We start from the raw sequence: 18,746 nt of genomic DNA on the forward strand, positions 1-18,746 counted from the left end.
GCGCCGGGCCGATGGCTCAATGCGCGCTGACCGGCTTTGGCGTCTCGGGCGCCGTGGCGGCGGACTCCTGCCGGCGGCGCAGCCAATTGTCGCGGATCTCATCCTTGCTCAGGAAATTGATCTGATCGATCAGCACTTCATGCACCAGGGTTGCGCCGACGCGGGTGTTGACGGTGTCGCGGATCGCCGCGCGAAAGGCATCGAGGTCGACCGTTGCCTTCTTGGTGAAGTCGATCTGGGGATGGGCGTAGAGATAGCTGTAGACCTCGTCCGTAATCAGCGCCTCGGCGGGGATCGACAGCTTCTTTATCTGTTCCGGCTCGACGGTGTAGACGAGCTTGGCCAGGAAGTAGCCGTCGATCTTCGAATCGTGGATCAGCGGCACCGAAATGATGTCGGTCTTGACGTAGTCCAGCCCGCCCAGCATCGGCTTGGGTTTCTCGCCGACGCCCTGTTCACCGGCGGCCTGGAACGAATAGAACACCGCGCCGAGCGTGGCGGCGCAGATCCAGACCGCTATGGCGATGACTTTGATCATTTTGAACCCGAGCCCGGCATCGCCGCGCCCTAACCCTTCATCCTGCCGAACTCGCCGGCGGAGTAGGTGCCATCGGTCTCGGCGCGCTGGATGGCGCTGCGCAGCAGGCTGGCGACCTCGTTGACGGCGCTCAGGTGCGCCAGGATCGCGGCCTCGTTCTTCGCCAGCTTCTGGCGCAGCCGGGTCAGGCCCTCGCGGTGCTGCTCGAGGAATTCCGCTTCGCTGCCGCCCTTCATGGCCCGGGTCAGCTCGTAGAGATAGCGGCTCTTGCGGGCGTTCGACGCCTTGAGGTCATAGCTGGTGTCGTTGCGGATGCCGGCGGTTTCTTCCTCGACCACCTCCTCGATGCGGCCGATGATGGCGGCAAGGTTTCCAGGCCGCGCGAAAGGGGTCGGAGCGTCCGACGCGGTCGTGCGCGCGGGCAGCTTGGCGGTGAATTCCGAAGAGTCGGCCATGTGTTTCCCAGTCCTAGATCTTGATGTCTGTTTTTATGGTTGTCTCGTCGCCGGTCATCGACCTGGCGGCCTTGCGCTGCAGTTCCTGGACGAGCGAGGTGGACAGACGGGTCTGCTGATCGATCTCGGTCTTTTCCGGCCCATTCGAAACCGGGCCGATCGGAACCTTGCGCTTGCCGTCCATGTAGTGGTCGGCGAGCAGCGACTTGGCGATGCCGATGCCGCCGCGGTCGGCCATGACGTCGGCGACGCGCTCGGCGAGCTGCGATTTCCACATGTCGCCGGCGAGACCCGTGCCGTAGACGCCCTCGGTGTCCTTGGGCAGCATGTTCTGGATGAAGGTCTGAAGGACCATCGCCTCGAACTTCTTGAACTTCTTGGCCGGGTCGGCCGTCGCGGCGGCCTTGTCAGCCGTCGCCCGCGACAGGATCGAGCCGGCATCGACCGAAGCCGCGCTGTCGACCGAAAACGTGCCGGCAACGCCGCCCGCACGCCTGGTCAGCGCGGCGCGCGCAGCCTCGATATCAGCCGGTTCCGCGGCTCGGGCGACATCCATCACGATGTCGCTGGGTGGAGAAATCGCCAAGAAAGTCCGCCTTTTGCCGGTTTTCCTTAGCCAGGACCATGCCTCAACAAGCTTGTGGCAGGCTTGCGGGGGGTGGGCTGCTTGACTCAAGCCAGACGCGGGGAGCCAGCGACGCGGCCCGCTTCCCGTTGCGCTGTTGGCCTGGCTGATGCTGGTCTCGGCCGCCTTGCCGGTGACCTCGGCAGCTTTTGCGCCCACGGCGCAAATAAATTGGTGCCACTATCGATTAGGCTTGCGGCGCTTCCGATGTCACCAGTAGAGATCGCGGCATATGCTGCTCGCAGGCATATGCCGTCGGCACGCTCGCCGGTGGTAAGAAGCGCTATCTGACCGCTCCCGATCGGCCGTAAGGCACAAGGGCAGCGGCGTCTGTCAGGAATATGAGGCGGATCAAGATGACCACCTGTCTCAGCGTCGCCCCCACCTGTCTCAGCGTCGCCCTTTGTGTCGACGGCGGAAATGTCGACCAAGCGGCCGTAACGATTGCTTCGGTGCTGGCGCATCTCTCGCCCGGGCCACCGCTGACGTTTCACGTATTTCATGACGCGCCACCCAGCCGTCGCTCCCGGCGCCTGGAAAGGCTGCGAGTGGGTCCGCATCGTGTGTTCGTGCGGTACGTCGAGAACCGGTTTCGCGACATGGCGCGCTTCGATCACGTCACGCCCGCGGCGTTGCTGCGGCTGCAACTCGGCGAGTTCCTTCCCGACCTGGATCGCGTTCTCTATCTCGACGCGGATATCCTGGCGGTGGCCGACATCCGGCCGCTGCTCGCTACCGATCTTGGTGGCGCCGTGGCCGGTGCCGTCCGGGATTTGGGCCTGCATGCGGCGCTGGCCGAGGAGGCGGCAACCGGCCGCCCCGACCATGTGCTCCATGTCCGCGACGCGCTCGGCTGGGACCCTGACGACTTCACCTATGTCAATTCCGGGATGCTGTTGCTGGACCTTGCCGCCCTTCGCCGCGAACGGTTCGGCGAGCGAGCGGGCCAACTCGTGCTCGACCATCCGCACAGGTTCCGCTGGCGTGATCAGGACGCTATAAATCTGCTGCTCCGAGGCCGCGTTGCCCTGCTGGATCCGCGCTGGAACACCATGGTCTGGCTGCTGGAGCGGGAGCCACGCCGGCACTATGTCGATATGGCCGCCGCGGCACTGCAGCGCCGCGATCCCTGGCTGTTGCATTTCTCCGGCGCCAGCAAACCATGGGACAGTCTTGTCGACATTCCCGATTACCGTCGCTGGTGGCGCGCGGCGATCCGTACCTCGCCGCTCTGGGGCCTGAGCTGGGTCAGGCTGCTGCTCGCGACAGCGGTCGCGTCGGCGTGTGGGGCGATCCGGAGAGAACGCAGGCGCCTGCGCGCAAAGCTGCTCTCATCGAGTTCCACACAATAAAGGCGCGGGGTCGCTTCCATCGCGGGGTGGTCGTTGTCTCGATGAATGGCGGCAGCGACCTTTGAGGACACTTGCGGGGCGTGGGCTCAATCGCCGCGGCTATTCCTGCCGCTTCTGCGCGATCAGGTCCAGCCGCTCGCGGTCCGATCTCTCGCGCTCGTCGCGGTTGCGCACGTCCTTGTAGGCACGCTCCACCATGTTGGTGCGGGCGGTGGCGGCGGCGATGAGGCCGGCTTCCTGCCTGGCGCTTTCCAGGCTTGCCTCCTGGCGCAGGGCGGCCTGGGCGATGCGGCGATGATACAGGTCGGGGAACAGGCCGGAGAGGGAATCGTCCTGGTCGAAATAGCCGATCAATTCGCGGGCTTCGGTCTCGGCGGCGTTTGCCGCCGCCACGAAGGTGGCGTGGCGGGTCTCGTGCAGGGCCTTCAGCTGTTCCTGCACCTTGACCAGTTTCTTCAGGCGATCCTTGCGCGTGCTCATGTCACCTCGCCAGCGTGAGGTTGACGAAGCCGTCGACGAACAGCGACAGCATGGTGCCGACGGCGAAATAGAAGATCAGCATGCCGCCGGCCATCACGAAGGGCTGGGAAATGAAATAGATCGGGATCTGCGGCGTCAGCTTGTTGACGAAGCCGATCGTCAGATTGACCAGAATGGCGTAGGCGACGAACGGGCTGCCGAGGCGGATGACCAGGAAGAACGTATCCGACACGGTGTCGGTGATGTCGACGAGGGCCGCCTGCGGGTTGAAGAAGACGTTGACCGGCGCGACCGTGTAGGACGTCACCAGGGCACGCACGATCTCGTGGTCGAAGTCGAAGACGAACAGCATCAACAGCGCCGAGAACGAAATGATGGCGGCGAGCGCCGCTTGCGGTTCCGGCTCCTCGATCGCCGGTCCGCCGGAGCCGCCATAACCGATCAGCATGGCGATGGCCGAGCCCATGAAGCGCAGCGCTTCCATGTAGAGCCTGGTCATGGCGCCGATCAGCCCGCCGACCAGCAGCTCCGAGATGATCATCGGCACCAGGACCTGTGGACGCGGATCGACGAAGGGAAAGATCTTGTCCCACAGGAAGGCGAGCAGGCCCCCGGTGGCGGCGACCGCGACGAACAGCCTGACCTGCACCGGCACGCGGGCGCTGGACAGGCCCGGCATCAGCATGAAGCAAGCGCCGATGCGGCAGAAGGCAAGGAACGCCGCGATGACGACCGCCTGCGAGAGAATGTTCACGATATCGTCCCGAGCACCCTGATCTCGACGCCCTTGGCGATTTCGACATGGGAGAGCACCGGCAGCGTGGTGAACAGGCGCTCGATGATCATGCGCACATAGGGGCGCGCGTCGGGCGCGGTCACGAGCACGAAACGCTCGCCGGCTTCGAGGTGCTTCTTGATCGCCTTGGTGGCGTCCTGGCCGAACTCTTCCAGCTGGCGCGGATCGATGTCGAATTCGCGCACCTCGCCCTTGGCGTCGCGCTTGAGGCTCTGGTGGAAGGCAAGGTCCCAGCGGTTGCCGAGGCGCAGCACCTTGAGCACGCCGCCTTCCGAGAGGTCGCCGCAGATCTGCTGGGCCATGCGGATGCGCACATGCTCGACGATCTGCTCGGTGCGACGCACATGCGGCGCGATCTCGGCGATGGCCTCGATGATCAGATGCAGGTTGCGGATCGAGACGCGTTCGGCCAGCAGCAGCTTCAGCACCGCCTGCAGGCCGGGATAGGAGATGTGGGTGGTGCAGATCTCGTCGGCGAGCTTGCGGTATTCCTGGTCCTGGCGTTCGAGCAGCGCCTTCATGTCCTTGTAGGACAGGAGCTGCGGCAGGTTGTTGCGGATGACTTCCGAGAGGTGGGTGAGCAGCACCGACATGTTGTCGGCGAAGGTGAAGTTCTCGCGCTTCAGATCCTCGGCGAAGGTTTCCATGACGGAATAGGCGCGCATGCCGAAGGCCGGCTCGCGAATTTCCTCACCCGGGATCTCGGGTATGTCGCGGTTGCCGAGCAGCACCATGATCTCGCCGACGCGCATCGAATATTCGGCGACCACGGTGCCGTGCACCTTGATCTGGTAGCTTTTCGGCGGGATGGCGAAGTCGTCGGCGACGCGGACTTCCGGCACGACGAAGCCGTATTGCTGGGCGAATTTCTTGCGCATCTTGGACATGCGGAAGACCAGTTCCTGATGCGAGACCAGGAGGCGGGTCGAAAGCTGCTTGCCGATCAGAAGTTCGATCTCGGCGGTGGCGAGCGAGGCCTTGACCGAATTCTTCTCCTCCTCGGCCTTGGTCGCCTTCTCCTGGCTCTTCAATGCCTCGGCCTCGGCGACCGCGCGGTTGTGGCGCATCGGGATGACGTAGCCGAGGCCGGCCATGCCGGCGGCCAGCGCGAAGAACGGGAACAGCGGCAGACCGGGCATCAGGCCGAGCAGCACCAGCAGTGCGGCCGCCACGTAGAGCGCGCGCGGGTGGGCGCCGAGCTGGCCGAACACGGCCTGGTTGGTCGAGCCGCGCGTGCCACCCTTGGAGACGAGCAGACCGGCGGCGAGCGAGACGATGAGTGCCGGGATCTGGGTGACGAGACCGTCGCCGACCGACAGCTTGATGAACACGTCGGCGGCTTCGCCCATGCCCATATTGTGCCTGATGTAGCCGATGGCGATGCCGCCGACGATGTTGATGGCGGTGATGATCAGGCCGGCGATGGCGTCGCCGCGGACGAATTTCGAGGCGCCGTCCATCGAGCCGAAGAAAGAGGATTCCTCTTCCAGTTCGCGCCGGCGCAACTGCGCGGTCTTGTCGTCGATCATGCCGGCCGAGAGGTCGGCGTCGATGGACATCTGCTTGCCGGGAATGGCGTCGAGGGTGAAGCGTGCGCCGACTTCGGCGATACGCGTGGCGCCCTTGGTGATGACGATGAAGTTCACCACGATCAGGATCATGAAGACGATGAGGCCGATGACGAAGTCCGAGGCCATGACCAGCTTGGAGAAGCCGGCGATGACATAGCCGGCGGCGTGCGTGCCCTCATTGCCATGCGACAGGATCATGCGCGTGGTGGCGATGTTGAGCGACAGGCGCAGCATGGTGGCGATGAGCAGCACGGTCGGGAACGACGAGAAATCGAGCGGCCGCTGGATCCACAGCGCCACCATCAGGATCAGCACCGACAGCGCGATCGAGAAGGCCAGCCCGACGTCGATGAGAAAGGCCGGGATCGGCAGGAACAGCACAGCCAGGATGATGACGATGCCGAGCGCGAAGAAGACGTCGCGGCCGTTCTTGGCCACCGCGCCGGGCTGGATGCTTTCGCTGATCGCCATTCTCGTCCTCGAACCCATGGGCTGCCGAGCATGCGACAGCCCGGCGAGGGTAGCTGGCCAAGCTTGCGCGAGGGTGGGAGAGTGCGGGCTCGATTCTCTGGCGAAGGATACTCCATGCTCCTGATCATCGGCACGATCCGCCTGCCGCCCGACAGGCTCGACGAGGCAAGGCCCGTGATGGAACGCATGGTCTCGGCCAGTCGCGCCGAGCCCGGCTGCCTCGAATATTCCTATGCGCAGGATGTCTTCGAACCTGGCCTGATCCGGGTCACCGAAGTGTGGAGCGACAGGATTGCGCTCGATGCGCATTTCCGCGCGCCGCATCTTGCCGACTGGCGCGCGAGCTGGCCGGGGCTCGGTATCGGCGAGCGCAATCTGGTGCTCTACGAGGCTGGCGAGCCCATGCCGACCTGAGTGGGCCGACGTCCGGCGCCGGATCGGTGGGCGTCGCAACTGGCGGGCAGCCGTCGGCACTGGAGGCGGAGAAAGCCGGATCGAACGGTTCGCGGCCAAATTGGCGCCTTCGATGTCGGCATTGTGGTTGTCACGCCGTGCCGCCCGGCGTATCAGGCGGGTCTACCGTTGCCTTTTGATATCGGCGAGCCGCCCCGGTGCTTTCCAGGACCCAACCGCAAGTTTACGCCCGCCGGCTGCGCGCGGTGCTTCTGAGATCAGTCCCTCTGCTCGAGGCGCGCGGCATCGCCGTGGTGATCCTGGCGGGCATTGTCGGCGTCGCGGCGGGTATACTGGTCACAGCGATGAGCCAGATCGTACAGGACCTGCACGGATTGCTGTTCGGCGTCCAGCCAGGCGGCCGGCTGTCGGGCATGTTCTCGCTCGCCAATCCGATGCAGGCGCTGGTCCCGGCGATCGGCGGCGTCCTGCTCGGGATATCGGTGGTCTGGCTGAGGATCCGCAAATTCCGCACGCCGGTCGACCCGATCGAGGCCAACGCCCTCTATGGCGGGCGCATGTCGCTGACCGATACCTTCATCATCGTCGTCCAGACGATGATCTCCAGCGGCTTCGGCGCCTCGGTCGGCCTGGAGGCCGGCTATACGCAGGTCGGCTCCGGCGTCGCCTCACGGCTGGCGCGTGCCTTCCGGCTGCGCCGCAACGATGTCCGCATCCTGGTCGGCTGCGGCGCCGCCGGCGCCATCGCGGCGGCCTTCGACGCGCCGCTGACCGGCGCCTTCTATGGTTTCGAACTTGTCATCGGAATCTACTCGGTCGCCAATGTCGCGCCCGTCATGACCGCGGCCATCTCGGCGTCGCTGACTGCCGAGGTTTTCGGCGGCGTGCCGTTCCCGCTCGAGCTTGCAGGGCTGCCGCAGCTCACCGCCAGCCAGTATGTGCCGTTCCTGCTGCTCGGTCTGCTGGGCGGAGCGGCCTCGATCGCCATCATGCAACTGGTGACGCTGATCGAACGCGGTTTCAACAGGCTGTCGGTCGATGCCTCGCTGCGCCCCGTCATCGGCGGTGTCCTGGTCGGGCTGCTGGGGCTGATCACGCCGCAGGTCCTGTCCAGCGGCCACGGCGCGCTGCATCGCGAGTTCGCCATGAATTATGGGCTGGCGGTGGTGGCGAGCGTGTTCGTGTTGAAGCTGGCGGCGTCCGCCATCTCGCTGGGCTCGGGCTTTCGCGGCGGACTGTTCTTCGCCTCGCTGTTTCTCGGCGCGCTGCTTGGCAAGGCGTTTGCCGGCGTCATGGCGCTGGTCTCGCCGGCGACCGGCATCGACCCTTCCGTCGCCGCCGTCGTCGGCATGACGTCGCTCGCTGTCGGCGTCGTCGGCGGTCCGCTGACCATGACCTTCCTGGCGCTGGAATCGACCCGCGACCTGACGCTCACCGGCGTGGTGCTGGCGGCCTCGATCATGGCGGCGATCCTGGTGCGCGAGACCTTCGGCTATTCGTTCTCGACCTGGCGCTTCCATCTGCGCGGCGAGACCATCCGCAGCGCCCACGACGTCGGCTGGATGCGCAGCCTTACCGTCGGCTCGATGATGCGCGAGGACATCAAGACCGTCGATGCCTCGACGACGCTGGCCGCCTTCCGCAAGGAGTTCCCGCTGGGTTCGGCCCAGCGCGTGATCGCGGTCGACCCGGGGGATGAGTATGTCGGCGTGCTGATCGTGGCCGAACTGCACAGCGATCCCTCCGGAGGCGAGGTGCCGGTGCGCGATCTTGCCCAGTACAAGGATGCCGTTCTGGTGCCCAGCATGAACGTGCAGGCCGCCGCGGAGACCTTCCAGCGCGCCGGGGCGGAGGAACTGGCCGTGGTCGAGGATTTCGCCGACCACATCGTGCTCGGGCTGCTGACCGAGGGCCATTTGATGCGGCGCTATGCCGAGGAACTCGAAAAGGCGCGCCGGGATCTGTCGGGCGAGGGGTAGGGCGCCCGCGGTCTCCGAACGCGTCAATGCTCGATCGGTCCCTTCGCCGGCACCAGCGCCGTGCCGGCGGTCGTCGGGCGCTCGATCACGCGGCGCACGCGCGGCGGCTCGTCGCCCGAGTGCAGCGCCCGCAAGCGTTCGCCGACCATGGCATCGGCCTGGGTGATACGGCCATTGTGCCTGACATATTCGAGCCAGGTCGGCGTGTGGTAGTGCTCGATCCATATCGTGGGATTTTCGAGATCGCGCGCCAACGTCCAGTTGCGGGCCCCGTCACGGCGGCGGATGCGGCCGCGTTCGGCCATGGTGGCGAGGAATTCCGCCTCGTCCTCGTGCCGGATCACATATTCGATCATGATGGCGATCGGACCGCTGCGCGGCTTCAGGTCGAGCGCCAGGTGCGGTTCCTTGAAGCGGTTGAGCGGGTCGAGGTTGAGGACCTGCTGCTGCGGCAGCGGCAGCAGGAGGCCGATGGCGCCGCCGGCCAGCATGGCGACGGCAGCCGCGATCAGCGCGGTCTCGGCGCCATGCGCGTCGGCGACGACACCCCAGATCCAGCTGCCCAGCGCGATGCCGCCGAAGGTGGCGGTCTGGTAGACCGACAGAACCCGGCCGACCACCCAGCGCGGGGTCGCCATCTGGACGGTGACGTTGAAATGGGATAGCGCGATCACCCAGCAGGCGCCGCCGATGAGCAGGCCGAGCGAGGTCTGCCAGGCATGCTGGCTGATCGCGGCGTTGAAGGCGCACAGCGCGAACCCGGCGAAGGCGCAGCGAACCATCGTCTCGCTGGAGAGCAGTTGCCGCAGCCGCACGCTGATCAACGCGCCGCCGACGGCGCCGATGCCGAAGGCGCCCAGCATGACGCCGTAGGTGAGCGCGTCGCCCTTGACGACGTCGCGGGCCACCAGCGGCAGCAGCGCCAGCACCGCGCCGGCGCTGAAGCCGAAGGCGGCGCCCCTGACCAGCACCTTGCCGATGTTGGGCGACATGGCGACGTAACGCAGGCCAGCACCCATGGCCGCCCCCAGCGACTCGCGCGGCAAGGTCGAGACCGGCACCTCCCGCTTCCAGCGCGCCATCACCACGATCAGGCCGATATAGCTGATGGCGTTCGCCGCAAAGGCGGCCGCCGCGCCGGCGGCCGCGACGATGATGCCGCCGATCGCCGGGCCGACGCTGCGCGTCAGGTTGAAGCCCATCGAGTTCAACGCGACGGCGGCGGGCACCTTGTCGCGCGGAACCATGTCGCCGACGGAAGCCTGCCAGGACGGGCTGTTGAGCGCCGTGCCGCTGTCGATCAGGAAAGTGAAGGCCAGAAGCGTCCAGGGCGTGAGCAAGTCGTAGTAGGTGAATACCGTCAGCAGCACCGAGACGACCAGCATGAAGGTCTGCGCGACCAGCATCACCTTGCGGCGGTCGAAACTGTCGGCGATGGCGCCGGCCACGAGCGCGAACAGCATGATCGGCAAGGTGGTCGAGGCCTGGACCAGGGCGACCTGATAGGGCGAGGTGGCGATGGTGGTCATCATCCAGGCGGCGCCGACACCCTGGATCAGGCCGCCGAAATTGGAGACGAGACTCGCGCCCCAGACCGCGCGGAAGATGCCATGCCGGAACGGCGCCAGCGCCGAGACGCTTTCGCTATCCGGCTTTTCGTCACTCATGGGTGGATTCCTGCCACGGCGTGCTGATCCTTGCGGGGATCGGTTTCCCCGCATGATTTGCCGAAACTATGGCATCGCCGCACAAAGGGCGAATGCCTTGCAAGGAAGATCATGGTCCAACAAGGGGATAGCGAAGGGCCACGCTTTCGCCGCCATCGCAAACCGCTTTGCCGCCCTGGCGCCCAGCGTGTCGTTTCACCGCGTCTCGGCGACGGCCGCATGCAGTGCTTCGGTCAGATGCCCGGTGGATTGACCGCCGGCATGCAGACGCAGGAAAAGCTCCATTCCCACCAATCGAAGCCGCGAGGCCTGGTCGCGCCTGGCCAGGTCGACCAGATCCGCGACCGAAGATGCCGGCCACTTCATCGCATCGCGCAGATAGCCGCCATGCAACAGGGTCTCCGTGCCGGCGGTGAAGTTCGCCGATACCTGGAAACCGTTCTTCCTCGCCTTCACGTTCTGAAGCGGAATGTGTTTTTCCGCTACCTTCTTCAAGAGCCACTTTCCCTGCCTCTGGCGGTATTTGTGTCGCCGGGGCAGATGGATCGCGAAGTCGATCAGCCGGTTCTCGAGGAACGGCACCCTGAGTTCCACCGAGGCCGCCATGCTCAGCCGGTCATGCCGGTTCAGCAGATCCTGGAGATGCGAATACATGTCGTGAAGGCAGCAGCCGAGGAAGGCGCGGTCGCCAAGCGGCGTGACTGGCTCCAGCCGGTCGAAGATCCTTGCCTGAAGGAAATTCAATTCCGGCGAAAGCGCCCTGAGCACGATGTTGCGATCCCAGGCATGGCCACCTGCGATCGATGTGCGGAAGGGGGCATGACGCTGGCGCTCGAATTTTCGGGTCAGGTTGCGCTTCGAAACAAACAGCCGTCTCGGCCAGGACCAGGCCCGCCACACTTTCAGGCTGGCTTCCTGCCAGTCGTAGCCGCCAAACAGTTCGTCGGCGCCTTCACCGGTCAACAGCACCTTGATGCCGTCGGCCCGGCACTGCTCGGCGAGCGCGAGCAGGCAGACATGGCTTGCATGCCAACCATCGCTTTCCAAATGCCAGATGGTCTTCGGCCAGAGGTCGAGGAACCGGTCCTTGTCGACCGGCACCCTGTTCAGCGGCACCTGGGCGTGGCTGGCGGTGCGCTGGGCGTCATTAGCTTCGCTGTGGCCAATGCCGGGATCGACGACATAGGCTGTCATCTCCGGCCTGAACCGTTTGGCCAGCGTGGTGACGAGGCCGGAATCGACGCCGCCGCTGCAGGCGGCGGCAAGGCTGGTATCGGCGATGCAATGGAGCCCGACGCTGTCCTCGATCAGCGTTTCCAGCGTCGCCATGTGGTCGGCGTCGCTGGCCGTGTCGCCGACGATGCGGGCGGCGTCGAGCACATCGAGGACATGCCAGAAACAGCGCTTCTCAATGCCGGCATCGCTGATCTTCCACAGGCCCGCCGGCGGCAGCCGCTCCATGCCCTGGAACAGGCTGGAGCAGGAGTCACGGCTCTGCCAGGCCAGGCGCAAGGTGATCTCGCGCGCATCGACGCTCCGCGCGACGCCGTCGCAGGCGAGGATCGCCTTGTCCTCGGAGGCGAACAGGATCCGATCACCCATCTCGGCCACCGACATCGGCTTGATGCCGAGACGGTCGCGCGCGAGCCACAGGGCGCCGGCACGGGCGTCGAAATAGGCGATGGCGAACATACCGTCGAACATCGGGATGGCCTTGTCCGGGCCCCAGTGGTGCAGTGCTTCGAGAACCACCTCGGTATCCGAGACCGTCCGGAACCGTCGGCCTTCGGCTTCCAGCGCGTCCCGCAGCAAGCGATAATTGTAGACCTCGCCATTGTAGACCAGCACGCCTTGGCCACAGGCGGTGAGCATCGGCTCGCGCGCCTGCGCGGACAGATCGATGATCGAGAGCCGCCGGTGACCGAGCGCCAGCCGGCTGTCGTTCCAGCTGGCATGGTCGTCGGGCCCGCGATGGGCCAGCGCCTGCATCATGCGGGCGACGTCGGCGATGTCGCCGCCGCTGATCGGATCACGCTTGCGCCAAACGCCGGCTATGCCGCACATGGCGTGCCGGCCGGTCCGGCGTGGTCCAGAAATCCGTGAGACATCATCGAGACAACACCGCTATGTCCGCCTGGCAATTCGCCGGATCATGGAGCGGCACTCTAGCCGCAACGCGGCGGCCCGCAAGCTGCATTCCATCCGGGCGCGAGACTGGACGGAAGGCCGTCGCGTAGTTTTTCTGGACTTGCTCAGAAGCCGTTCTGGATACGCTCGAAGATGACATTGGTGAAGGCCGATATCTGGCCGCCGATGAAGGGACCCGTAAGCGCCACCACCAGCATGATGGCGACGATCTTGGGCACGAAAGTCAAGGTGATTTCCTGGACCTGCGTCAACGCCTGGAGCAAGGCGATGCCGATGCCGACCGCCATGGCGACCAGCACCACCGGAGCGGACGCGGTAAGCACCGTCCACACCGCGTACTGGACGATGTCGAGAGCGTCGGCCTCATTCATGTGGGCGGTTGGCCTAGCTCGCCGGCTTGATCGATACGCCCGCGCCGACGGGGACCGTGGTGCCATCCTGCAGCACAGCGATCAGTCCGTTGCTGCCAAGCGTGACCGACGCCACCGTGCCCGTGATCTTGCCATCGGCCGAGGTAATGTTGCGGCCTATGAGAGCGTCGGCCTGCGACAGCGCCGACGACTGCATGATCTGGTCGAGCTTGGTGTTGGTCTGCACCGATTGCTCGACCTGCGAGAAGGTGGCGAGCTGGGCGACGTACTGCGTCGAATCCATCGGCTTGGTCGGATCCTGGTTCTTCATCTCGGCGATCAGAAGTTTCAGGAACGAATTGTAGTCGACCGCGGTCTTGGCGGTCTGCGTGGTGGTCTGGTTGGTGCCAGCCGGTATCGTCGTCGTCATGTCCACGGTCATCAGTATCGTGCTCCCACGGCCAGCGGGCGCGCGGCGCCCGGAACTTCGTCATTGCCGCCAAGCGCGCGGCGCTCGAGAGGGTAAAGCGCGCGGATCGCCTTCAGGGCCTCGTAGATGTGATCCTCGCCGACCATGCGGTCGATCTGTTTGAGCGCGCCGCCAATCTCGGCGTCCTCGAAACTTGCAATCAGCAGCGGTAGCGAGCGGCGGAACATCTCGCGCGCTTCATCGGCGCCGGCAGGGTTCATCAGCATGACCTGGACGATGAAATAGAGCTGCCGCAATGGCGTCGACGCTTCGTCGGCCTGGATGACATGGTTCTCGAGCAGGAATTGCACGTCGTTCATCAGCTCGACGGTGACCTTACGATCGACGCGAATGACCGCGCCGTTGATGTAGATCTTCTCGTTGGGCTTCAGCGATATCTTCAGCGTGTTGGTCATTGAATGCCGTCGCGGATGATCTGGGATACTTCGATCAGCCCCTCGAAATTGTCGGTGCGGCCCTGGCGGATGTCCTCGGCCTCGCGCAGCAGCCACAGGCCGATGGAAATCAGGTTGGCACGCAATTCCTTGGGCAGCGCATTGTCGCTGGAGCCAAGATCCTCGACGAAGACCGTCCAGACGCGGTTGGTGAAATGCAGTGCTTCCACGGCCTCCATCGAATCCTGCCCGGCCGCCGCGGCGGCCGACAGCATGTCGATCGAGCGCGTCAGGAGCTCGCGCTCACGGTCCTTGGCGTCCGTGACGGAGGTGCTTTGGACGTCGGCGTAGGAGAATTGGTACATCGTTGGCTCTACCGTTCCGGTTCAGAGTGCTTTCAGGTCAGGTAATTCAACAGGCTGAGCTGCTGCAGGCGCGCCGTCAGAGCGAAGGACGTCTCGATATGCTGCGTCAGATCGGCGACGCGGGTCGCGGCTTCCGCCGGATCCACGGCCTCGAGATCGAGGATGTGGCGCTCGAACAGGTCGACCTGCGTCTTCATGCGGTCGTTGGCGTCGGAGACGCGCTTCTGGACGATGCCGGTTTCGGATTGGACCTGGCCGATGCCGCTCAGCGCCTCGCCGACCAGCAATTGTGAACGGCTGACGATCGTGTCTTTCGCCGCCTGGCTTATGTTGGTGGACATCAGGCTCGAAACCATTGCCGCCGCCATCGCGAGTTTCTTGATACCATCGCTGTTGGCGCTGGTCGAGGTCGCGGTGGTTTCGTTGAGCGCGATGCGGCTGACGATCTGCTGGTCGGTCGCGTTCGACATGTTGGCCTGCCAGCCCGCGCCGAGGAACTGCGGCGTGACATCGTTGGTGATGAAGTCGTCCATCTGGGCGGCAGTGATGTTGGCTGCGGCCGGGTCGGCTGGCGTGAAGCCGAATTTGGCGACGAAGGAAGCGTCGAAGGCGGCCTTGGCCGGGGAGCCGGCCGCCGTGAAATCGTTGATCGGCTTGACGTCGGTGTTGGTGCCGGCGAACAGATATTCGCCGTTGACGCTCGTGTTGAGGATCGAGGCAAGCTGCTGGATCGCGGTCTGGCCGGTCGATTGGGTCAGGCTGTCGGAGTTGTCACCAGACGATGCGGTTGTGAGGCTGGACAGGAAAGTCTGCGCGACACTGGAGAGCTGGCCGAGTGAGGTCTGGGTCGATGAAAGCCGGGCGGCGACCAGCCCGTTGGAATCGATGACCACGTTCAGCCTGTCGAGATCACGCGAGAAGGTGACCGACTGGGCCGTGCGGCCGCCCAGTGCCAGGCCGACATCGGCGACCTTGCCGGTCGAGGATTCCTTGGTGGCTTTGACGAGGTCCGCCTGCATGCGCATCTGCTGGTAGCGCATGGCGTTGGTAAGGGCGGCCGAGGAAACTGAGGTCATGGATTATCCCACCGCGTTCAACAGGGCCGTCATCATATCGTCAACGGTCTTCATCATCCGGGCCGATGCCTGGTATGTGTGTTCGAGATCGAGCATCAGCGACATTTCCTGATCGACATTGACGCCGGTGGCATTGGACAGCGCCTCGGCGCTGCGCTGCGCCAGCGCTTCCTTGGCGTCCGACGCGGTCGACGCCTGCTGGCGCATGGCCTGGAGCCAGCCGATGGAATTGGCGGCATAGTCGGAAACGCTGGACGTCGCCGAAATCCCGGCGGCGGAATCGAACGTCATTGGCTGGTCGAGTCGGTCGCCATAGGCAACCAGAAGGCTGGAATAGGATGCCCCGCCACCGGTGTTAGCGACATAGGCAACACCGTTGGCGCCGCCGTCGCGCAGCAATGTCGGATTGCCGCCCACGCTGGGGTCCATCGCCGCGTTGATACTGATCGAACCGGCAAGGCCGTTGACCAGCGTGCCCGCGGCCGGAACGGCCGGCGCGCCGGGCCATGTGAAGAGGCCGGCGGCGTTGGGCAGCGAAGGCGCGGTCTCGGCAAAGGCCGTGATCAGGCCGCGCGCGGTCTCGTCGAGCTGGCCCTGCATGGTCGAGGCGACGCCGTCGCGCAGTTGCAGCAGGCCGGCAAGCTTGCCGCTGGCGCTGGTGTTGCCGCCGGCACCCGCCGAGACGGGCACGTTGTCGATGTAGACGGTGTTGCCGGCCGCGCCGGCGGCATAGCCGGCCGACGGCGTGAAGCTCACCGTGCGCGGGATGGTCTCGAACAATGTGGTGCCGTCACCCGTGGTGATGACCATGTCATTGTCGCCGCGCGTGAAAGTCGAGATCGGAACATAGTCGGCAATCTTCTTCAGCAGCGCGTCGCGCTGATCGAGCGCGTCGGAAACATCCGTGCCGGAACGGGTTCCGGACATGACGGCCTGGTTGGCATCCTGGAACTGGCCGAGCAGTGAGTTCAGGTCCTTGACCGCGGTGTCGATCTGACCGTCGGTCTGGGTGCGGAAAGCCTGAATGGCCTGGGAGCCTTCGTTCAGGGAGCGCACGACCTGCCTTGCTGCGTCGATGACCGTGGAGCCGAGATTTTGGTTGGACGGCGAGGTGGCGTAGAGCTGCAGCTGCTGCTGCAGATTGGCGATGGCGGTCGAGGGCGAAGACGCATTGTCGACGCCATTGACCGCGACGTCCAGCTGATCCATGCCGCTGAAGAGCGCGTTCTGGCCGCTATAGGCCGACAACGCGCCGAGGTTCTGGCGAAACAGCAGGTCGTTGGTCACGCGCTGGATATCGACCACCCGGGCGCCCGGCGTCGTACTGGAGACGACGGCGATGCGGCGCGCATAGTCCGGATTGGAGGCGTCCGAGACGTTGCGCGTGACAACGCTTGTCTGCCGCGAGGTGGCCAGAAGCGCCGATTGGGCGATACTCAATGCGGAGGAAAGCGACATGCTGGTCTTTCACGGGCGAAGCCCGGTTTATCTCTTCAGGTTGACAAGGACGTCCATCAGGTCGGAACCGGTCTGGAAGACTTTCGAATTGGCGGTGTAGCTGCGCTGTGCCGCGATCATGTCGGTCAATTCCTCGGCGATATCGACGTTGGAATTTTCGAGCGCTCCCGAGATGATCGAACCGGCCTTGCCTTCATTGGCAAAGCCGACACGGATCGCACCGGAATCGGTGCCTTGCGCGTAGACGTTGCCGGGCAGCGCCTTGAGCTGGTCGGGGCTCTGCACGTCGGCCAGCGGAATCTTGTAGAGCGGCTTGGAGGTGCCGTCCTTGTACTGGGCGTAGATCGTGCCATCCTTGCTGATCTGGATCTTGTCGATGGTGCTCGGCGCATTGCCGTTGACCTGAGCGTCGGAAACGGTGAATCCGGTCCCGAGCTGGGTCAGCTTCGACAGGTCGAGATCGAGGCTGGCGCCGCCCGGCACGGTGAATGTGACGCCGGTGGGGGTGCCGCTGAGCTTGCCGGTGGTGGTGTCGAAGGTCAGGTTGGCCGAGCCGAGCGCGCCGCCGGCGGCATAGGGGAAACCAGTTCCAGGCGTTGCCTTCGACTGATCGAAGACTGCTACCTCCCAGGTGCCGGCACCGGTATTGGTGAAATAGACGTCGAGCAGCTTCTTGTTGCCGAGGTTGTCATAGGCGACCATCGACGTTTTCTGAGTGTACTGTGCGGTGGCGGCGTTGGCACTGGGCAGGTTGGCGGCGAGGACCGGTGTCGCACCCGCCGGCAGATTGCCGCTGAAAGTACCCGCGGTGCTCGGGGTTGCGGTCAATCCCTGGTCGGAGATGACAACCGGCTCCAGACCTTCGAAGCCGTTCACCGTCGCTGCCGGCGTGCCGTTGGCGTAGCTGTAGGCCATCAACTGGAAGCCCGCGGCATTGACCAGCCTGCCTTGTGCGTCGGGAACGAAGGCGCCGGCGCGGGTCAGGAAAGGCGTGCCGCTCGGATCCTGGACGACAAAGAAGCCGTCGCCGCTGACGGCAAGGTCGGAAACCGAGGTCGTGTATTGCAGCACGCCCGGATCGCTGACCGCCTGGCGGATCGTCGTGGTGACGCCGCCGGAGTTATAGGCACCGCCGGTCGACGGCATGATCAGGGTTGAGAACTCGGCCGAGGACCGCTTGTAGCCGGTGGTGTCGGAGTTCGCGATGTTGTCGGCGGTTGTCGACAGGCGGTTGGCCTGGGCGTTCATGCCGGAAACGCCGGTCCGCATCATTCCGTAGAGGCTCATCGAGATGTCTCCGCAATATCCATGCCACTGGCTTCGAGGCTACGCGTCCTGTCTTGCGCGAGGCTGGCGCGGGACCGCATCAGAACACGAGCCGGTAGCCGAGGAAGCGCTTGGAATCGATCGGGTCGGTCCCCAGCTTCTCGCGCAGCTTCTTGCGCAATTTGCTGATGTGGCTTTCCACCACGTTCTCCTCGACCTCTTCGTCGAAGATCCCGTAGATGGCGTTGAATACCTGGGTCTTGGTGACGCGGCGGCCGCGGTTGCTCGCCAGATACTCCAGGATACGGCGTTCGCGGCGCGGCAAGGGCAGCGGCTGGCCGTCGATCTCGGGATCGCGGCCGTCCATGAAGATGCGCATGGCGCCGATCTCGGTATAGGCGACGTCCTCGCTGGCGCGGCGGCGGATGGCGGTGATGCGGGCAAGGATTTCTCGGATGTGCACCGGCTTGCGAATGACGTCGTCGACGCCGCTCTCGAACAACCGCAGCGTGTTTTCCAGCGAATGCTGCTCGCTGAGCGCGATGACCGGAGCTCCGGTGCGGTCGCGGATCTGGCGTGGCGAGATCGCGCCGTCACGGCAGTCGCCGATCAGGAAGGCTCGCACCGATCGCAGATCGGTATCGGCGGCCGAGTTGACCCACTCGCCGAATTCGCCCGGCGCGAAACCGGCGCAGGCGATCCCCTCGCGGTCGAAAAGTGAATTATAGCCCGCTGTTACGAGCTCTCGCTCATCAACGATAACGATCATCGGCCCCGCCTTCCGAATCAGCTCATCTGCCCCGTGGGGAAAGGCGTAACCGCTGGCGGGAATCCTGAACAACCGTCATTTCTTGTAACTAGTTTCTTGGGA

At 64.9% G+C, this 18,746-nt stretch carries 19 protein-coding genes; 3 read left to right on the plus strand and 16 right to left on the minus strand.

Annotated features, from left to right (window positions below; translation table 11 throughout):
* Nucleotides 1–16: 16 nt before the first annotated feature.
* The 3 genes from FJ948_RS11720 to FJ948_RS11730 are packed head-to-tail and all read right to left on the minus strand — an operon-like array spanning nucleotide 17 to nucleotide 1,579.
* A complete protein-coding gene (locus FJ948_RS11720; protein ID WP_140704455.1) occupies nucleotides 17–538 on the minus strand; it encodes a hypothetical protein in 522 nt (173 codons plus the stop codon).
* Nucleotides 539–567: 29 nt separating this feature from the next.
* Complete coding sequence (locus FJ948_RS11725; protein ID WP_140704457.1) at nucleotides 568–993, minus strand: hypothetical protein; 426 nt, start codon at nucleotides 991–993, stop codon at nucleotides 568–570.
* 13 nt (nucleotides 994–1,006) lie between these two features.
* Entirely contained in the window at nucleotides 1,007–1,579 is a 573-nt protein-coding gene (locus FJ948_RS11730) for a rod-binding protein (RefSeq protein ID WP_181173640.1), read from the minus strand.
* Between the two features lie 395 nt (nucleotides 1,580–1,974).
* On the opposite strand from FJ948_RS11730, the gene FJ948_RS11735 reads away from it, so the two are divergent.
* A complete protein-coding gene (locus FJ948_RS11735) occupies nucleotides 1,975–2,970 on the plus strand; it encodes a glycosyltransferase family 8 protein (protein WP_181173641.1) in 996 nt (331 codons plus the stop codon).
* 99 nt (nucleotides 2,971–3,069) lie between these two features.
* On the opposite strand, the gene FJ948_RS11740 is transcribed toward FJ948_RS11735, so the two are convergent.
* From FJ948_RS11740 to flhA, 3 genes are read right to left on the minus strand one after another with little or no spacing between them, the layout of a single operon-like run.
* Nucleotides 3,070–3,450 (minus strand): hypothetical protein, encoded by a 381-nt coding sequence (locus FJ948_RS11740; protein WP_140704461.1) that lies wholly within the window; start codon nucleotides 3,448–3,450, stop codon nucleotides 3,070–3,072.
* Nucleotide 3,451: 1 nt separating this feature from the next.
* A complete protein-coding gene (fliR, locus tag FJ948_RS11745; protein ID WP_140704463.1) occupies nucleotides 3,452–4,204 on the minus strand; it encodes a flagellar biosynthetic protein FliR in 753 nt (250 codons plus the stop codon).
* Entirely contained in the window at nucleotides 4,201–6,288 is a 2,088-nt protein-coding gene (gene flhA, locus FJ948_RS11750) for a flagellar biosynthesis protein FlhA (protein WP_140704465.1), read from the minus strand. Before flhA ends, fliR begins: the two co-directional genes overlap by 4 nt.
* A gap of 114 nt (nucleotides 6,289–6,402) precedes the next feature.
* On the opposite strand from flhA, the gene FJ948_RS11755 reads away from it, so the two are divergent.
* Both FJ948_RS11755 and FJ948_RS11760 read left to right on the plus strand, forming a co-directional pair.
* Nucleotides 6,403–6,702, plus strand: a complete 300-nt coding sequence (locus tag FJ948_RS11755) for a putative quinol monooxygenase (RefSeq protein ID WP_140704467.1) — start codon at nucleotides 6,403–6,405, stop codon at nucleotides 6,700–6,702.
* A 197-nt stretch (nucleotides 6,703–6,899) separates the two neighbouring features.
* Entirely contained in the window at nucleotides 6,900–8,681 is a 1,782-nt protein-coding gene (locus FJ948_RS11760) for a chloride channel protein (protein ID WP_140704469.1), read from the plus strand.
* 23 nt (nucleotides 8,682–8,704) lie between these two features.
* Here FJ948_RS11760 and FJ948_RS11765 read toward each other — a convergent pair whose 3' ends face one another.
* From FJ948_RS11765 to FJ948_RS11810, 10 genes are all read right to left on the minus strand, one after another.
* Nucleotides 8,705–10,348: an MFS transporter gene (locus FJ948_RS11765; protein ID WP_140704471.1), complete on the minus strand. Its 1,644-nt coding sequence runs from the start codon at nucleotides 10,346–10,348 to the stop codon at nucleotides 8,705–8,707.
* A gap of 195 nt (nucleotides 10,349–10,543) precedes the next feature.
* Nucleotides 10,544–12,412 carry an asparagine synthase (glutamine-hydrolyzing) gene (asnB, locus tag FJ948_RS11770; RefSeq protein ID WP_140704473.1) on the minus strand — a complete coding sequence of 623 codons (1,869 nt, stop codon included), beginning with the start codon at nucleotides 12,410–12,412 and terminating at the stop codon, nucleotides 10,544–10,546.
* Nucleotides 12,413–12,600: 188 nt separating this feature from the next.
* Nucleotides 12,601–12,867, minus strand: coding sequence for a flagellar biosynthesis protein FliQ (fliQ, locus tag FJ948_RS11775; RefSeq protein WP_140704475.1), 267 nt, complete (start codon nucleotides 12,865–12,867; stop codon nucleotides 12,601–12,603).
* Between the two features lie 13 nt (nucleotides 12,868–12,880).
* Nucleotides 12,881–13,288 carry a flagellar hook assembly protein FlgD gene (gene flgD / locus FJ948_RS11780; protein WP_140704477.1) on the minus strand — a complete coding sequence of 136 codons (408 nt, stop codon included), beginning with the start codon at nucleotides 13,286–13,288 and terminating at the stop codon, nucleotides 12,881–12,883.
* Entirely contained in the window at nucleotides 13,288–13,731 is a 444-nt protein-coding gene (gene flbT, locus FJ948_RS11785) for a flagellar biosynthesis repressor FlbT (protein WP_140704479.1), read from the minus strand. Before flbT ends, flgD begins: the two co-directional genes overlap by 1 nt.
* Nucleotides 13,728–14,075 (minus strand): flagellar biosynthesis regulator FlaF, encoded by a 348-nt coding sequence (gene flaF, locus FJ948_RS11790; protein ID WP_140704481.1) that lies wholly within the window; start codon nucleotides 14,073–14,075, stop codon nucleotides 13,728–13,730. The genes flbT and flaF overlap by 4 nt, the downstream gene beginning before the upstream one ends.
* 32 nt (nucleotides 14,076–14,107) lie before the next feature.
* Nucleotides 14,108–15,151, minus strand: a complete 1,044-nt coding sequence (locus tag FJ948_RS11795) for a flagellar hook-associated family protein (RefSeq protein WP_140704483.1) — start codon at nucleotides 15,149–15,151, stop codon at nucleotides 14,108–14,110.
* Between the two features lie 3 nt (nucleotides 15,152–15,154).
* Entirely contained in the window at nucleotides 15,155–16,609 is a 1,455-nt protein-coding gene (flgK, locus tag FJ948_RS11800; protein WP_140704485.1) for a flagellar hook-associated protein FlgK, read from the minus strand.
* Nucleotides 16,610–16,636: 27 nt separating this feature from the next.
* Complete coding sequence (locus FJ948_RS11805) at nucleotides 16,637–17,896, minus strand: flagellar hook protein FlgE (RefSeq protein WP_140704487.1); 1,260 nt, start codon at nucleotides 17,894–17,896, stop codon at nucleotides 16,637–16,639.
* Nucleotides 17,897–17,975: 79 nt separating this feature from the next.
* Complete coding sequence (locus FJ948_RS11810; protein ID WP_140704489.1) at nucleotides 17,976–18,644, minus strand: response regulator transcription factor; 669 nt, start codon at nucleotides 18,642–18,644, stop codon at nucleotides 17,976–17,978.
* Nucleotides 18,645–18,746: the final 102 nt, after the last annotated feature.

This window comes from Mesorhizobium sp. B2-3-12 (assembly GCF_006442205.1).
Lineage (GTDB): Bacteria > Pseudomonadota > Alphaproteobacteria > Rhizobiales > Rhizobiaceae > Mesorhizobium.

Excerpts from the sequence above, each read along its gene's own strand:
- FJ948_RS11720 (WP_140704455.1), bottom strand. The coding sequence starts at position 538 with ATGATCAAAGTCATCGCCATAGCGGTCTGGATCTGCGCCGCCACGCTC.
- FJ948_RS11725 (WP_140704457.1), bottom strand. The coding sequence starts at position 993 with ATGGCCGACTCTTCGGAATTCACCGCCAAGCTGCCCGCGCGCACGACC.
- FJ948_RS11735 (WP_181173641.1), top strand. The coding sequence starts at position 1,975 with ATGACCACCTGTCTCAGCGTCGCCCCCACCTGTCTCAGCGTCGCCCTT.
- FJ948_RS11740 (WP_140704461.1), bottom strand. The coding sequence starts at position 3,450 with ATGAGCACGCGCAAGGATCGCCTGAAGAAACTGGTCAAGGTGCAGGAA.
- flhA (WP_140704465.1), bottom strand. The coding sequence starts at position 6,288 with ATGGCGATCAGCGAAAGCATCCAGCCCGGCGCGGTGGCCAAGAACGGC.
- FJ948_RS11755 (WP_140704467.1), top strand. The coding sequence starts at position 6,403 with ATGCTCCTGATCATCGGCACGATCCGCCTGCCGCCCGACAGGCTCGAC.
- FJ948_RS11765 (WP_140704471.1), bottom strand. The coding sequence starts at position 10,348 with ATGAGTGACGAAAAGCCGGATAGCGAAAGCGTCTCGGCGCTGGCGCCG.
- asnB (WP_140704473.1), bottom strand. The coding sequence starts at position 12,412 with ATGTGCGGCATAGCCGGCGTTTGGCGCAAGCGTGATCCGATCAGCGGC.
- fliQ (WP_140704475.1), bottom strand. The coding sequence starts at position 12,867 with ATGAATGAGGCCGACGCTCTCGACATCGTCCAGTACGCGGTGTGGACG.
- flgD (WP_140704477.1), bottom strand. The coding sequence starts at position 13,288 with ATGACCGTGGACATGACGACGACGATACCGGCTGGCACCAACCAGACC.
- flbT (WP_140704479.1), bottom strand. The coding sequence starts at position 13,731 with ATGACCAACACGCTGAAGATATCGCTGAAGCCCAACGAGAAGATCTAC.
- flaF (WP_140704481.1), bottom strand. The coding sequence starts at position 14,075 with ATGTACCAATTCTCCTACGCCGACGTCCAAAGCACCTCCGTCACGGAC.
- FJ948_RS11795 (WP_140704483.1), bottom strand. The coding sequence starts at position 15,151 with ATGACCTCAGTTTCCTCGGCCGCCCTTACCAACGCCATGCGCTACCAG.
- flgK (WP_140704485.1), bottom strand. The coding sequence starts at position 16,609 with ATGTCGCTTTCCTCCGCATTGAGTATCGCCCAATCGGCGCTTCTGGCC.
- FJ948_RS11805 (WP_140704487.1), bottom strand. The coding sequence starts at position 17,896 with ATGAGCCTCTACGGAATGATGCGGACCGGCGTTTCCGGCATGAACGCC.
- FJ948_RS11810 (WP_140704489.1), bottom strand. The coding sequence starts at position 18,644 with ATGATCGTTATCGTTGATGAGCGAGAGCTCGTAACAGCGGGCTATAAT.